Below are 16,590 nucleotides of genomic sequence, written 5' to 3'. Positions count from 1 at the left end.
TCTAGATGACATAAAGGTCCATGTACTCATTGACCGGCATCTGCTCCAGGCGAGTTCTGTCCAGGGAGACCTCCAGGATGCGCTGCTGTTGGCGAGTCGGGAACTGGCGCGCCAGGTTAATTTTGAATTTTTCGATCAGTTTCGGGATCCCGTCGGTACGGCGACGTGCATGGCCAATCGGGAACTCCACGACCACCTCGTCAAACTGTGAACCGTCAGTGAATTCCAGGGTGATCGCATTGGCGATGGCGCGTTTTTCCGGATCGTGATAGTCCGCGGTAAACGCCGGATCTTCAACACAACGGATCTTCTCGCGCAGGGAATCGATTCGCTTGTCCTGTGCCACGCCGTCCTCATAATCCGCCGCCGTTAAGCGTCCGAACAGCAGCGGGATCGCCACCATATACTGAATACAGTGGTCGCGATCGGCCGGGTTATTCAGCGGCCCCTGCTTATCAATGATGCGAATGCAGGCTTCGTGGGTGCGAATGGTCACTTTTTCGATATCCGCAGCGCTTTTACCTGCTGCCTGCATTTGCGCATACAGCGTCATTGCCGCTTCAACCGCCGTCTGAGAGTGGAACTCCGCCGGGAACGAAATTTTGAACAGCACGTTTTCCATTACGTAGGAGCCGTATGGACGCTGGAAGCGGAACGACTCGCCTTTGAATGAGACGTCATAAAACCCCCAGGTTTTCGCCGTCAGCGCTGACGGATAACCCATCTCACCGGTTTTCGCCATCAGCGCCAGACGCACCGCGCGCGAGGTCGCATCGCCCGCCGCCCAGGATTTACGCGTGCCGGTATTCGGCGCATGGCGATAGGTGCGCAGCGACTGTCCGTCGACCCACGCCAGCGACACCGCGTTGAGGATCTCATCACGCGTTAGCCCCAGCATTTCAGCCACCACGGCGGTGGAGGCCACTTTGACCAGCAGAACGTGGTCAAGCCCCACGCGGTTAAAGGCGTTTTCCAGCGCGATACAGCCCTGAATTTCATGGGCCTTGATCATTCCGGTCAGCACGTGTTTCATGGTCAACGGCACTTTACCCGCCGCGACCGCGTTGCGTGAGAGCCAGTCCGCTGTCGCCAGGATCCCGCCGAGGTTATCGGAAGGGTGGCCCCACTCCGCCGCCAGCCAGGTGTCATTGAAGTCGAGCCAGCGGATCATCGCGCCAATGTTAAACGCGGCCTGTACCGGGTCGAGCTGAAACTGGGTACCCGGCACGCGCACGCCGTTGGGCACCACGGTCCCCGGAACAATCGGCCCCATCAGTTTTTTACAGGCCGGATATTCCAGCGCTTCCAGACCACAGCCCAACGTATCAAGCAGGCAGTAGTGGGCGGTGTCATACGCCACCGTTGACGCTATCTCGTAGTTGACGACGTAATCCACGATATCAACGATTTCACGATCGAATTCCGGGCGAACATTTAAAATTTGAGCGGACATAAGGTACGTTTCCTGTTTTTTTATCTTTAGAGGTAATGAATTACTGACGCTGATCGATCGGCACAAACTCACGATCGTCCGGGCCGGTATAGTTGGCGGAAGGACGAATGATTTTGTTGTCCTGGCGCTGTTCAATAATGTGTGCCGCCCAGCCGGTGACGCGGGCGATGACAAACAGCGGGGTAAACATTTCGGTGGGAACGCCCATCATGTTGTAGGAGACCGCCGAGAACCAGTCGAGGTTAGGGAACATCTTCTTCGTCTCCCACATCACCTCTTCCAGACGATCGGCAATGTTGTACATCTTCAGCGAGCCCCCCTCTTCGGAAAGCTGCTTCGCCACACGTTTGATGACCTGATGACGCGGATCGGCAATGGTATAAACCGGATGACCAAAACCAATCACCACTTCTTTGTTTTCCACGCGCTTACGGATATCGGCTTCGGCTTCGTCCGGCGTTTCGTAGCGCTGCTGAATCTCCAGCGAGACCTCATTCGCCCCGCCGTGTTTCGGACCGCGCAGTGCGCCAATCGCGCCGATAATGGCCGAGTAAACATCCGATCCGGTGCCGGCAATCACGCGGCTGGTAAAGGTGGAGGCGTTGAACTCATGCTCGGCGTACAACACCAACGAAATGTGCATTGCTTTTTCCCAGCTCTGCGTCGGTTTTTCGCCGTGCAACAGGTGCAGAAAATGGCCGCCGATAGAGTCGTCATCGGTTTCTGGCTGAATACGCTCGCCGTTGTGACTGTAGTGATACCAGTAGAGCAGGATGGAACTGAGCGAGGCCAGCAGCTTATCGGCAATATCACGCGCGCCGGAAACGGTGTGCCCCTCTTTTTCCGGCAGCGTACAACCCAGCGCCGATACGCCGGTGCGCATCACGTCCATCGGATGCGATGCCGCTGGCAGCGCTTCCAGTACGGTACGGACGTTAGCCGGTAATCCGCGCAGCGCTTTGAGTTTACTTTTGTATGCCTGAAGTTCGTCACGGGTCGGGAGTTTGCCGTGAATCAGCAGATGCGCGACTTCTTCAAATTCGCACTGCCGGGCGAGATCGAGAATATCGTAGCCGCGATAGTGCAGATCGTTGCCGCTTTTGCCGACGGTGCACAGCGCGGTATTGCCCGCCGGTACGCCGGACAGCGCGACGGATTTTTTAGGCTTAATAACATGGGTATTATTTTGCAGGATCGTTGTGTCGCTCATGTTGTCCTCATCATTATTGTCATATGTAGGGTACTGAGGGTTTTCGTCCAGGCCTGATAAGGCGTAGCCGCCATCCGGCCTACTTGATATACAACGCGTCGAGCTTCTCTTCGTACTGGTAGTAATTGATGCTTTCATACAGTTCGTTACGGGTCTGCATGATGTCGATAACGCTCTTTTGCGTCCCTTCCTGGCGCAGCACGTTGTAGACCTTTTCAGCAGCCCGGTTCATGGCGCGGAATGCCGAGAGCGGATAGAGCGCCATCGCCACGTTCGCACTGCGCAGTTCGTCGGTCGTGAACAACGGCGTAGCGCCAAATTCGGTGATATTGGCAAGAATCGGCACCTGGACTGCATCGACAAACTGGCGGTACATCGAAAGCGCCGTGATCGCCTCCGGGAACAGCATGTCGGCGCCCGCTTCGACATAGGCCTGCGCACGATCGATCGCTGCGTCTAACCCTTCCACCGCCAGGGCATCGGTACGCGCCATGATCACAAAGTGGGGATCGGTACGGGCATCCACTGCCGCACGAATGCGATCGACCATCTCCTCTTTCGAAACAATCGCTTTATTCGGACGATGGCCGCAGCGCTTGGCGCCAATCTGATCTTCGATGTGTAGCGCCGCCGCCCCGGCTTTGATCATCGACTTGACGGTGCGCGCAACGTTAAACGCCGACGAACCAAAGCCGATATCAGCATCCACCAGCAGCGGGAGCGGACAGACGTCGGTGATGCGGCGAATGTCGGTCAAGACGTCGTCCAGGGTGGAGATGCCCAGATCCGGCAGTCCCAGCGAACCGGCCGCGACGCCGCCGCCCGAAAGATAAATCGCCTGATACCCGGCGCGCTGGGCCAGCAACGCATGGTTGGCGTTGATGGTGCCGACGATTTGTAAGGGGTTTTCTTTGGTGAGTGCAGCGCGAAATGCCTGACCCGGAGAATCCAGAGACATAGTCCATCCTCGTGTTATCAACTTGTAACTAACCGTTGATTCACATAAAGCAAGGGCTATGCCAAAGGCGCTTTGAAAGAGAGTGTTTTAAATAACCATCGATATAACAATAAGATAAACCACAGCATACCGCGATAAGCGAAAAAAAGCGTGTCAGCTAACGTTTCATGAAACGTCCCGACCGGTTTCATTGCAACAATTATGAAACAAGACTACACCCATTACTCTGTCCTTTTATTTTGGGTTGGCTATGGCGACGACAACGCTTCCCCCGCGGGTGAATGATGACAAACCGGTTATCTGGACGGTCTCGGTAACGCGACTGTTCGATCTGTTTCGCGACATCAGCCTGGAGTTTGATCATCTGGCGACCATCACCCCCATCCAGCTCGGTTTTGAAAAAGCGGTCACCTATATCCGTAAGAAGCTGACCACCGAACGCTGTGATGCGATCATCGCCGCCGGATCGAACGGCGCATATCTGAAAAGTCGCCTGTCGATACCGGTTATTCTGATCAAACCCAGCGGGTTTGACGTTCTGCAGGCGCTGGCAAAGGCCGGAAAACTGACCGCCTCCATTGGCGTGGTGACCTACCAGGAAACGCTGCCCGCGCTGATGGCTTTTCAAAAAACCTTCAACCTGCAACTGGAACAACGCAGCTATATCACTGAAGAAGACGCGCGCGGGCAGATTAACGAGTTGAAAGCAAACGGCATTGACGCGGTGGTTGGCGCGGGACTGATCACCGATCTGGCGGAAGAGGCAGGCATGACCGGTATCTTTATCTATTCCGCCGCCACGGTTCGTCAGGCCTTTAGCGATGCGCTGGACATGACCCGCCTGACCCAGCGTCGCCACGGTCATTATGCCTCCGATCAGGCGCTGCGCACCCGCTATGGGCTGGGGGATATTCGTGGCGAGTCCGCACAGATGGAACAGGTGCGCCATACCATTATGCTGTATGCCCGTTCACCCGCCTCTGTCCTGATTCAGGGGGAAACCGGCACCGGGAAAGAACTGGCAGCCCAGGCCATTCACCGCGAGTTTTGTACGCGTCCTGGCACGCGCGGCGACAAAACGGCGCATCCGTTCGTCGCGGTGAATTGCGGGGCGATCGCCGAATCGTTGCTGGAAGCGGAGCTGTTTGGCTACGAGGAAGGCGCCTTCACCGGATCGCGACGCGGTGGTCGTGCCGGGCTGTTTGAAATCGCCCACGGCGGAACGCTGTTTCTCGATGAAATCGGCGAAATGCCGTTGCCGCTGCAAACCCGACTGCTGCGCGTGCTGGAAGAAAAAGAGGTCACCCGGGTGGGTGGACATCACCCCATTCCGGTGACAGTGCGGGTGATTAGCGCCACCCACTGCAATCTGGAAGACGAGATGAAACGCGGGCAGTTTCGTCGCGATCTGTTTTATCGCCTGAGTATTTTACGTCTGTCGTTACCGGCTCTACGGGAGCGCCCCGCCGATATCCTGCCGCTGGCGGAAGGTTTTTTAAAACAATCGCTGGCCGCGCTCTCCGTACCATTTACCGAGTCGGTGCGCGCCGGACTGGCGCAGAGTGCCGGTGCGCTGTTGCACTATCAGTGGCCGGGAAATATTCGCGAATTGCGCAATATGATGGAACGGCTGGCACTGTTTTTAAGCGTTGAACCGATGCCACAACTGAATGAACATTTATTACAGCAGATACTGCCGGAACTGGCGGAGAACGAATCGCCGTCATCCCCTTCGCCTTCCGCTACGCCACAGCAGGTGCTGGCGCAGTTTAACGGCGATAAGCGCGCCGCCGCGCGTTATCTGGGGATCAGCAGAACCACATTCTGGCGACGGCTGAAGGAATGAACGGCCGGATGGCGACACACAGCGTCTTACCCGGCCTACACATTTCACCAGGCCAGCGCCATCCGGCACGCTTACGAATTACTTTTTCTTGTAGATATTGGCAGTGCCATGAATTTTGTTGTCGGTTTGACCGGAAGTCAGCACGACCACATCAGCCCCTTTCTCATCCGCTTTTTTGAGCAGATCTTCTTTCGCATCCTGAGTGGACGTTTCATTGCTGGTATTGATGTTGCCAATCAGGGTGTACTGCGACTCCACTTTCTCAAACTCAGCTTTTGTTAACAGCTCCGCTGCAAACGCATTTGTCGCCACAAAAGCCAACGCACCAATCAAGAGTTTATATCCAGTTTTCATAGAGAAGCTCCAGGTTATGTTATGACGCTATCATCACCGCTGAATCCATGCCGCTGTTCAGGGATGATTAATAACTAGTTCAGCTTCCAGAAAAAATCCAGAGCCCTTTCAGTGATAGGTTGCTTTTGTGATTTCGGCCTGCTCAGTCCTTTTTTGCATACTACGGTAAAGTTAAGTCACTTTCTGCATATAAATAAAATAATGACCGATACCCCTGTCTTTTAATAAATCTCTCATTATTGCGTAAATATGCATAACCCTGTTCAGAACAACTCCACTTAAGATTATTATCAAAACCCTTTCCAACTTATTGGCAATAATCTTAACATCGACAAAAAACATTCAGATTAATACCAATGTAAAAATTGACGGTCATCAAAACAATGATAATTAGCCAGCCTAAAATTCTTAAAAAACATTATTCCCGTCCGCAATTAAACATATTAAAGCGACACTCACACTAATGTTAATCCTTCGCATCTATTCAGTCTATCTTATCAAAATCCTCGCCTATCCTGTTGTTTTCCGCCTTATATTTGCATTATTCCTGGAGGGATAGCCAAAAACAATAAACATTTGTAATCAAATAATTAGCCATCACTTAAATATTTTCACTCTGTTAACGACGGTTAATAGACTCAGCCTATCAATATCGAATGCAAGCCTGCGGCAAAACGATTACGCTATATCGCCAACGGCAAATAATATTAAAAATCATCAGAATTTTATTTGCATGAGCAACCCGACAAATAGCCGTGTATTCAGCACTGGCTTTTCTGGCTTATGCCTGGATGTAATATTTAAATCTTAAGGAAGAGTCAATATATGAAAATAAATGCACAGTGTTTCCCTGAAACTCTATTAGCCATTGCAATTTCCATGGCTTTAACGTCCACTGCAGTAGCCAATAATAATATTTCCCCACCAACAGGTGTGGGGGATACTGTCATTATTAATAATGGACAAAATATTACGCTTTCCGCCACGGAAAATACCGACCCCGCATGGAATAACTTCCGCAGTCTTTGGGTGGGTGATAACTCCGACGGCTCACTGCTGATCGATGGTCGGGCTATCACCACCGCCGCCGGTATGATCGGTAATGGCGCAAACGGCAGCGTGACGCTGACGAATGGTGCGACCTGGACACTGGGCAATTTGAATCTGGTACTCGGGACCCATGATGGTTCAGGTACGCTGCTGGTGAATAACGGTAGTAAAATCAGCGGCATTGATGAATTACGTATTGGAGAATATGCTGCAAAAGCGCAGGGAACGGTTACCATCGATGGCGCAAATTCGTCCGTCTCTTCCGTCTGGAGCGTGGTCGGCGATCAGGGGCGCGGTAACCTGGTGATTACCCGCGGCGGAACCCTCTCCTTAAGCGAACACATGAACATTGGCTACGTCGGCAATACGAGTAACACCAGTCGTAATGGCTACGGTGTCGCCCTCGTGGACGGTGAAAACTCGCTGCTGGATGTGACGGAAGGTATTTACCTCGGGGGGTTCGCAACAACACCCAATGACGCCACCGGGATCCTCACCATCAGTAACGGCGCAACGGTCCGCTCGGGTAACTTAATCTGGCTGGCAGTGGGAGAAGGCAGTACCGGCATCCTGAATATTGGCGGCGCAAAGGGCGAAGCACAACAGGCTGCGGGAACACTGGACCTGCCGTGGATCTACCTTGGCAACACCAGCGGTATGAGCACGGCAGAGCTCAACTTTAATCACAACAGCGACGACTTCGTACTCTCGGCCAAAATCACAGGTATTGGCGAAGTCAACCATTTCGGCTCCGGGACGACCACGCTGACAGGCGCTAACACCTATCAGGGCCCTACCCACGTCGCAAATGGTACATTGCGCGCCGGGGCAGAAAATACCCTGAGTGCAAGATCCGATTACCGCGTGGACAGCGGCGCGCAGCTGGATCTTAACGGCTATTCACAGACGCTGAATTCGCTGGAGCTGGCAGGCACAGCGATACTCTCTTCCCCGTCGCAAGTGCAAGCAGCCTTTAGCCCAACCCTGTTGACAATTAACGGTGATTACACCGGAAACAACGGCTTGCTGGCCTTGCGCACTGTGCTGGGTGATGACCTGTCGCCAACGGATAAGCTGATTGTGAAAGGTGATACCCACGGCATCACGCGCGTCAGCGTCAGTAACGCGGGCGGTAACGGAGCCGCGACGATTGAAGGTATCCGTATTATCGACGTTGAAGGGACTTCAAACGGTACCTTTGTGAAAGAAGGCCGTATTGTCGCAGGCGCATATGACTACGATCTTGTGAAACGAGACAACCAGAACTGGTCGTTGACCAGCCTGGCCTTGCCAGAACCGGTTCCACCAAATGAGCCGAAAGAACCCGTAATTCCAGAGTCTCCGACACCGGAAGGTCCGCACCAGTATCGCCCGGAAACCGGCAGCTATCTGGCGAACACCCTTGCCGCCAACACGCTGTTCACCACCCGGCTTCACGATCGTCTGGGTGAAACCCAGTCCACCGACGCGTTATCCGGCGAGCAGAAAGTCACCAGCCTGTGGATGCGCCACATCGGCGGACATCACCGCTTCAAGGACGGTTCCGGACAGATCAGCACCCAGAGCAACCGCTACGTGATGCAACTGGGCGGGGATATCGCGCAATGGAGCACCGACGGTCTGGATCGCTGGCATCTGGGTCTGATGGCCGGTTACGCCAACAGCAAGAGCCGCAGCCACTCCAGCCTGACCGGATACACCTCTCGCGGGGAAATCAGCGGCTACAGCGCCGGTCTGTACGGCACCTGGTATGCCAACGACGCCGATAAAACCGGTGCGTATGTCGATGGCTGGCTGCTCTATAACTGGTTTGATAACACCGTGTCCGGACAGGGTCTGGCGTCTGAAAAGTATGACTCGGACGGCATCACCGCCTCTGTCGAAACAGGCTACACCTGGAAACTGGCCGAACTCAGCGAGCGTAACGCGCTGTACATCCAGTCTAAAGCGCAAATCACCTGGATGGACGTGCAGGCTGATACGCACGTTGAGAAAAACGGCACCCGGGTGGTGGATAAAACCGACGGCAACCTGCAAACGCGTCTTGGCGTCAAAGCCTACCTGCAAGGCCATAACGCCATGGATGACGGCAAAGACCGCACCTTCCAGCCGTTTGTCGAAGCCAACTGGCTTCACAACACCCGTAGCTACAGCGTGAAGATGGATGACATCAGCAACGACGTGAAAGGCAACCGCAATATTGGCGAACTGAAAGTGGGCGTTGAAGGCCAGCTTAGCCAGCGTCTGCAACTGTGGGGCAACGTCACCCAGCAAATTGGCGACAACGGCTACAGCGATACTCAGGGAATGTTAGGCATCAAATATAGTTTCTGATCGCCCAAACAAAAAATGTCCTGCAAAGGCCGGACATTTTTTTCTTTATTACAAATAAAAATAAGTCGTTAATCTCACGGAGAGTCATAAATGACATATATAAAATGGAAATGTCTTGTACCTGTCGTGGTGGGAAGTTCGTTTCTCGCCTCACCTTTTGTCTTATCGGCCGAGTTGGAAAATAAGACCTTCACCAGTTCGATTTCGTCTATTAGCAGTGGAACCCACACCGTTAGCCTCGGTGATGTAACCCTGGACGCCAGCGGTTACACGGGCAGCGCCAGTTACCAACGCGCGCTAATCAATACCCTGAACGGTGCAGTGAACATTAATATCAGCGACGGGAATACCCTGACACTAAGAGGTTTTAATAATAACACGACAGACGAACGTGCAACGCTGCATGCTTACAAGCGAGATACACTCAGCGGCACAATGACATTCACTGGCGGCAATATTGTCGTCAGTAATGAGGTCAAAAATAGTTACGCCGATATTTACGGTTTATTTGCCGGGCCAGGTGGTAAATTTGATTTCAAAAGCGACGGCGATAATAAAGTTAATTTGACTGTACTGATGCCGCAGGCGGGATATGTCAGCACCCACCGCTGGGGGATTGGTTTGTATAACGGTGAGCTGGCCTTTGATGGTGGAAACTTTGTCATCAATGTTGACGGCGATCCGGGCGACAACTCTATCGACCGTCGCGTGGGGATGGTTCTTGCCGCAGGAAGTGATGTGGATATCAAAGCCGATCGTATTGATATCGATGCCAATGAACTGGCATTACAGTTTGCCGCAAGGGCCGGCGCGAGCACGAGTAACACTGCTTATAACGTGATTAATACTGCCAAATTTGAAGCTGACTACATCACTCTGAAAGGCAGCCAGGGTATCCTGGCGGCGCTCCCCTACGCCACTTACGGGACGAGAAATAGCATCGAATTTACGGGGCTGACGAAGATTGAAGCGCTCTCACGTGGTGATGAAAATAATCTCTTTGGTGAGGCTGGCGGTGGCCGGGCACTTGACCTGATGGCAACGGATATCACCTTCAACAGCAATGCAATCATCGTCGGCGAGAACCTGACTTACCTGGGCAACCGACCCGGTTACGAGCATGAATTCGCAGGTTGGATCGACCCGTACTGGATGCGAACCATCTCCCTGACTGACCAGTCGTCGCTTATCGCAAAAGGCGATTTTCTGCTGACCAGCAACGGTGGATATTACAACACAGGCCTTTACCTTTGGAAAAGTGAGGCGCAGTTTCAGGGTAAAACCGCTATTACTATGCAAAATGGCGTCGATACCGCACGAGCGGTTTATGCTTATGATGGCGGCAGTAACACCACAAAAGTTGAATTCCAGGATGATTTAGGCATCTCACTGTCTGATACGCACGCCAACTATGTGGCGGGTATCGAAGCCGCGGCAGGTGGTATTGTCGATGTGCAGAAAGGTCTGCTGATGACGGATAACAGCGATCCCACCTGGTCCCTGCTCTCCCGTGGAGCAAACAGCCTGATCAACGTGAATTCATTAGAAACCGGCACGGTACAGGTCATTGGCGACATTGGCGCAATTAACGATGCCACGCTCAATATGGTACTGAATAACGAAAACTCATTCCTGACGGCCACCAGCTATACCGCTACGTCTGGCTCAACCAGCAACGGTATTGTTAACCTGGATCTTTCCAACCAGGCCGTGTGGAATATGACCGGTAGCTCTCATGTCACCGACATCACCTTAGATAATGGGACTGTCAATTTCCTGCCTCCGGAAAGCAGCGGTGTGTTTAAGACTCTGACTGTAGAAGGTAATTTCTACGGCGGCGGAACACTGAAAATGAACACGACACTGGGTGGCGATGATTCTCCCACCGATAAACTTATCGTGGAAGGCGACACGTCCGGTAATACGCTGGTTGCGGTGAATAATATCGGCGGTACGGGCTCGCAAACGGTGAACGGTATTGAAATTGTCGAAGTGTATGGCGATTCCGCAGGTACTTTTGCCAAAGCCGGACGTATTGTCGCGGGGGCTTATGACTATGATGTGGTGAAAAAAGGCAGTAACTGGTATCTGACCAACACCTTCATCACTGACCCAGTGCCGGAGCCTACTCCCGATCCCGCCCCGACACCGGCCCCAACGCCACAGCCGGAAGGAGAGAAAACCTATCGCCCGGAAACCGGCAGCTATCTGGCGAACACCCTTGCCGCCAACACGCTGTTCACCACCCGGCTTCACGATCGTCTGGGTGAAACCCAGTACACCGACGCGTTAACCGGCGAACAGAAAGTCACCAGCCTGTGGATGCGCCACATCGGCGGACATAACCGCTTCAAGGACGGTTCCGGGCAGATCAGCACCCAGAGTAACCGCTACGTGATGCAACTGGGCGGCGATATCGCGCAATGGAGCACCGACGGCCTCGATCGCTGGCATCTGGGTCTGATGGCCGGTTACGCCAACAGCAAGAGCCGCAGCCACTCCAGCCTGACCGGATACTCATCCCGTGGGGAGATCAGCGGCTACAGCGCCGGTCTGTACGGCACCTGGTATGCCAACGACGCCGATAAAACCGGTGCGTATGTCGATGGCTGGCTGCTCTATAACTGGTTTGACAACACCGTGTCCGGACAGGGTCTGGCGTCTGAAAAGTATGACTCGGACGGTATCACCGCCTCTGTCGAAACAGGCTACACCTGGAAGCTGGCCGAATTCAGCGAGCGTAAGGCGCTGTACATCCAGCCTAAAGCGCAAATCACCTGGATGGACGTGCAGGCCGATACGCACGTTGAGAAAAACGGCACCCGAGTGGTGGATAAAACCGACGGCAACCTGCAAACGCGTCTTGGCGTCAAAGCCTATCTGCAAGGCCATAACGCCATGGATGACGGCAAAGACCGCACCTTTCAGCCGTTCGTCGAAGCCAACTGGCTCCACAACACCCGTAGCTACAGCGTGAAGATGGATGACATCAGCAACGACGTGAAAGGCAACCGCAATATTGGCGAACTGAAAGTGGGCGTTGAAGGCCAGCTTAGCCAGCGTCTGCAACTGTGGGGCAACGTCGCCCAGCAAATTGGCGACAACGGCTACAGCGATACGCAGGGAATGTTAGGACTGAAATACAGCTTCTGACTTTCTACCACCCGTGGTAACACGGGTGGTTTTTTTCACTCGCCTCCCTTTGTGATCCCATTCGCATCCCTCAGATTTTGTTGTAAATAAGATGGAGTGACGTTATCCAGCTCAGGGAAATGTGGTTTATGGAACCTCTACATGCGGTTTTCCTCACCGTCAGCCTGTTCGTGTTAACCTTCTTCAACCCCGGCGCCAATCTGTTTGTGGTCGTGCAAACCAGTCTGGCCTCCGGACGGCGCGCAGGAGTATTAACCGGTCTGGGCGTTGCGTCAGGTGACGCTATCTATTCCGGGCTGGGGCTGTTTGGCATGGCGACACTGATCACCCAGTGCGAGGCGGTATTTTCGGTGATCAAAATTGGCGGCGGCGCGTATCTGCTGTGGTTTGCCTGGAACAGTATGCGTCACCAGGCCACACCGCAGATGCCAACGCTGCAGCAACCCGTTAGCGCGCCATGGACTGTGTTCTTTCGTCGTGGCTTACTGACCGATCTGTCAAATCCGCAAACCGTCCTGTTTTTTATCAGTATCTTCTCCGTTACGCTGAGTGCCGACACACCCATGTGGGCAAGGATGATGGCCTGGGCCGGGATTGTGCTCTCTTCGGTTATCTGGCGCGTCTTTCTGAGCCAGGCCTTTTCGTTGCCTGCCGTGCGTCGGGCATACGGCAGAATACAGCGCGTCGCCAGCCGCATCATCGGCGCGATAATTGGCCTGCTGGCGTTACGTTTAATTTATGAAGGGATTACGCATCGGTAACATACTGTTTAGAGAGAGGATTTCATGCCCATACTGCCGGATGGCGACGCGTTGCGCCTTATCCGGCCTACAGGTTTTTTGCCTGGCCGGGTAAAGCGAAACCGCCTCCCGGCACTTGGCATCAGAACGACGCTTTAATACCGATCATCGCTGAAGTGTCGCTGTAGCCGTTGTTACCAACCTGCTGTGCGACGTTGCCCCACAGGGCGACATTCTTCGTCAACTGGCCTTCAACCCCGGCTTTCAGTTCGCCAATATTGCGGGCGCCTTTCAGATTCACATTTTCACCGTTCATTGAGACGCCAAAGTCTTTGCTGTTGTGGATCCAGTTGGCTTCGACAAACGGCTGGAAGGTGTGGTCTTTGCCGTCGTCCAGTGTGTTGTGGCCCTTGCCGAACAGACGGACGCCGACGCGGGTCTGGAGGTTGCCATCACCGTTACCTTCAACGCGGGTACCGTTAACTTCTTTGTGCTCATCTGCCTTCACGCCCATCCAGGTGATCTGGGCTTTTGGCTGAATATACAGCGCGTTACGCTCGCTGAGTTCGGCCAGTTTCCAGGTGTAGCCAGATTCGACAGAGGCGGTGAAGCCCTTAGAATCATACTCTTCAGATTCGACATCACGACCAGAAACGGTGTTATCAAACCAGCTGTACTGCGCCCAGCTATCGACATACGCGCCTTCGTGCGTCGCGTTGTCCTGCAGCCAGGTGCCGTACAAACCAACGCTGTAACCACTGATGCGGCTGTCGGCCCGGTTACCGTTACGCTGGTTTTCGGCACGCGCTTTCTGGTTCGCATAACCGGCCATCAGACCCAGATGGTAGCGGTCGGTGTTGTCCGAAGACCACTGCGCAATGTCGCCGCCCAGTTGCATGACATAACGGTTGGCCTGCATATCCAGTTGACCACTGCTGTCTTTCTGACGGGTATGACCGCCCACGTTACGCAGCCACATACTGGTGACGGCTTCTTCGCCGGTCAGCGCGTCCACGTAATGCGTTTCGCCCAGACGATCCTGCAAACGGGTATTGAACAGCGTGTTCGCCGCCTGCAGGTTCATGCCGTACAGACCGGCTTCCGGACGCACCGCGTGTTCGCGCGGCGTCGGAGCTGGCGGCTGCGGATCGGTAGGATTCAGAGGATCCAGCGGAGTAACCGGAGACAGGGCGCTGCTCAGATACCAGTTTTTATTATTCTCGCCTTCACCGCGATGCAGGGTGTAGTCATACGCACCGGCCACGATACGGCCATTTTGTTTAAACACACCGTCAGAATTGCCGCCAACGCTAATCAGTTCGATGCCCGACGTCGTCAGACCGCCCGCGCCCCCGGCGTTCAGTACTTTAACGTGCGTGGTGCCGGAGGTGTTGCCCGCAACGATCATCCGGTCCGTTGGCGAGCTGTCATCGCCCAGTTGGGTGTTCATCACGAGATTACCGTTAGTGCCTGTGTAATCACCGTCCACCGTCAGGGTTTTGAAGCTCGCGCTATCACGCGTCAGCATACGACGCTTTGCGGCGGTCGGCATAAAGGTCAGCGTGGAGTCATCCAGCGTCAGGTTGGTGAGCTGAGAACTTTTAGTCATGTTCCAGGCCGAGCCGTCGGCCAGCGACAGGTTATTCACCGCATTGCCGCGGGTGACCATCCCGCCGACGAAACGCGACTGGTTAATCGCATTCACATCAACCACGGCGGAATCCAGGGCTTCAATCGTCCCGACAACGTCGATTTTCTGCGGGTTAATCGTCACGCGGGAGTCGGCGTTTTCCGCCAGAATGGCAGTGGCATCCGGGTCGTTGTAGTTAACCCCCAGTTGCACTTCACCGTTTAGCGTGATCTCGCCGCCTTTATTCGCCTGAACGTATTTCCAGCTCCCACTGCGGGTGGTATCGATAACATCAATGTTCAGACGACCGTTAATGTCGATTTTACCCGCCGTGAGCGCATCTTCTTTACTGGCCCGAATGCCGGTACCGGTTGTTTGCTGATGCCCCTGAGTGTCCAGCGTGATATTCAGGTCGTTACTGGTAAACTGCGAAGCGCCCACGGACTCGACACCACTGAGAACCGTACTCTCCGCGCCTGACTTCAGCAACAGGCTCGTCTTCCCTGCCATGGTCACATGTGCATCCAGATCAACGCCGGTGAGACCATCTGAAACCCAGATCCCGGAAATCACGCCATTCGCATCGTTCACGGTGACATCAATAGCGGTGTCGCCCAACGCTTCAACGTCAGCCCCGTTAGAACTGATGCCGTCCGCATACTGATCGGCGACGGATGTAATCGTGGCATTTTTATAACGAATCAGTGAACGGTCGGCATCCACACTGGATTCCGAATCGAGGCCGACGGCGTAGAATGTCCCCTTACTATTGACGATCAAATTTTCAGCGTTGATTTTCGATCCCGACTTTGCATAGATCGCGAAATTCTTCCCATTCGCCCCGGTCACCGCAGAATTAACCGTGGTGGTGCCGGTTAAGGTAAAGACGCCATTGTGTTTATTGCCCAGAATGCCCGCAATATCTTTGCCATCACGCTTTTGACTCATATTTATCGTCAAATTATCGGCAACGATCGAGCCTTTTTGCGCGAGATAGGCTGCACTGTTACCACCCACCTGAACGATACCCACCGCATACATGAACTGATAATCATTATCCAGCGGAATATCTGGTCGCCCCTCGACGGTGCCTGGAATGACATCGCCGATGATATGATTCACGGTAGTCCCTGAACCTAAATTAATGGTTCCGCTGTTGGCAACAATCACTGTCCCGTTGGAAATTAAAAAGTCACCGTTTTCAAATTCGCCCCCACCCGAGACCGTGGGCGTTCCGCCTGGGTTGGTAATGGTTACACCACCATTATTCGCCACGGAGATCGTATTGTTTTCCCCTGCGGTGCTAATGATTTTATATTCCTGATCTTTAGCGATGATCCCGCTTCCGCTAATAATACCATCTACATCATGAATGACTGCACCGGCGTTATTTGCCATTAACAGACTACTGATTAACAACGCCATGGTTGTTAATTTAAATTCTTTTCTCTTCATATCAATTCCACTGTATCGAAATAACAGCACGCTATACATCGCATGATTAAATGCAGTGTATTTGTGAATGCGTTAAGTAAAAGTCACGGCAATGTAACGTATGTCCTTCCGACCCAAACGCCCTGAGTCTCATTGCGGTATTTAGGCAATATTTTCCAGATATCAGGCGTGAGAACAAATGAAATGATCTTAGCCATGATGACAATTCAATCATCTTAAAAACAAAACAAAAAAAGAATATAATCCCTTAAATAACATTATATACAGCACATTATTTCATTAAATGCGGTTCAGAAATGAGGTGTTTAAGAATAATTTATCTCCACTTAAGATCTTTCCTCATTAATCAGACATAAAGGATCATGTGAAACCTCATTTTGTGAGGAAGAGTGATGGTATTTCGCCGA

At 53.3% G+C, this 16,590-nt stretch carries 9 protein-coding genes; 4 read left to right on the top strand and 5 right to left on the bottom strand.

Annotated elements, in window-relative coordinates; all coding sequences use genetic code 11:
• Position 1: 1 nt before the first annotated feature.
• From HVX64_RS05945 to prpB, 3 genes are all read right to left on the bottom strand, one after another.
• On the bottom strand, positions 2-1,453 hold the full coding sequence (locus HVX64_RS05945) for a bifunctional 2-methylcitrate dehydratase/aconitate hydratase (RefSeq protein ID WP_044259076.1): 1,452 nt from the start codon (positions 1,451-1,453) through the stop codon (positions 2-4).
• Positions 1,454-1,493: 40 nt separating this feature from the next.
• Positions 1,494-2,663, bottom strand: a complete 1,170-nt coding sequence (prpC, locus tag HVX64_RS05940) for a 2-methylcitrate synthase (RefSeq protein WP_043001662.1) — start codon at positions 2,661-2,663, stop codon at positions 1,494-1,496.
• 79 nt (positions 2,664-2,742) lie between these two features.
• Positions 2,743-3,621: a methylisocitrate lyase gene (gene prpB / locus HVX64_RS05935; protein ID WP_044259078.1), complete on the bottom strand. Its 879-nt coding sequence runs from the start codon at positions 3,619-3,621 to the stop codon at positions 2,743-2,745.
• 250 nt (positions 3,622-3,871) lie between these two features.
• Here prpB and prpR point away from each other — a divergent pair, with 250 nt between their 5' ends.
• The gene (gene prpR, locus HVX64_RS05930) at positions 3,872-5,467 is read left to right on the top strand and encodes a propionate catabolism operon regulatory protein PrpR (RefSeq protein ID WP_044259079.1); all 1,596 of its coding nucleotides are present in this window, start codon (positions 3,872-3,874) and stop codon (positions 5,465-5,467) included.
• A 78-nt stretch (positions 5,468-5,545) separates the two neighbouring features.
• Here prpR and yahO read toward each other — a convergent pair whose 3' ends face one another.
• Complete coding sequence (yahO, locus tag HVX64_RS05925; protein WP_043001665.1) at positions 5,546-5,821, bottom strand: DUF1471 family periplasmic protein YahO; 276 nt, start codon at positions 5,819-5,821, stop codon at positions 5,546-5,548.
• An 879-nt stretch (positions 5,822-6,700) separates the two neighbouring features.
• On the opposite strand from yahO, the gene HVX64_RS05920 reads away from it, so the two are divergent.
• From HVX64_RS05920 to HVX64_RS05910, 3 genes are all read left to right on the top strand, one after another.
• The gene (locus tag HVX64_RS05920; RefSeq protein ID WP_228530476.1) at positions 6,701-9,205 is read left to right on the top strand and encodes an autotransporter outer membrane beta-barrel domain-containing protein; all 2,505 of its coding nucleotides are present in this window, start codon (positions 6,701-6,703) and stop codon (positions 9,203-9,205) included.
• A gap of 90 nt (positions 9,206-9,295) precedes the next feature.
• On the top strand, positions 9,296-12,358 hold the full coding sequence (locus HVX64_RS05915; RefSeq protein ID WP_249418896.1) for an autotransporter outer membrane beta-barrel domain-containing protein: 3,063 nt from the start codon (positions 9,296-9,298) through the stop codon (positions 12,356-12,358).
• 128 nt (positions 12,359-12,486) lie between these two features.
• Positions 12,487-13,119 carry a LysE family transporter gene (locus tag HVX64_RS05910; protein ID WP_044258897.1) on the top strand — a complete coding sequence of 211 codons (633 nt, stop codon included), beginning with the start codon at positions 12,487-12,489 and terminating at the stop codon, positions 13,117-13,119.
• Between the two features lie 121 nt (positions 13,120-13,240).
• On the opposite strand, the gene HVX64_RS05905 is transcribed toward HVX64_RS05910, so the two are convergent.
• Complete coding sequence (locus tag HVX64_RS05905; protein ID WP_249418895.1) at positions 13,241-16,183, bottom strand: autotransporter outer membrane beta-barrel domain-containing protein; 2,943 nt, start codon at positions 16,181-16,183, stop codon at positions 13,241-13,243.
• Positions 16,184-16,590 lie beyond the last annotated feature (407 nt).

This window comes from Citrobacter sp. RHB20-C16 (assembly GCF_013890155.1).
GTDB classification, from domain to species: Bacteria; Pseudomonadota; Gammaproteobacteria; order Enterobacterales; family Enterobacteriaceae; genus Citrobacter_A; species Citrobacter_A amalonaticus.
Note: the sequence above shows the minus strand (reverse complement) of the source record. Positions and strands in the feature narration are given on the sequence as shown.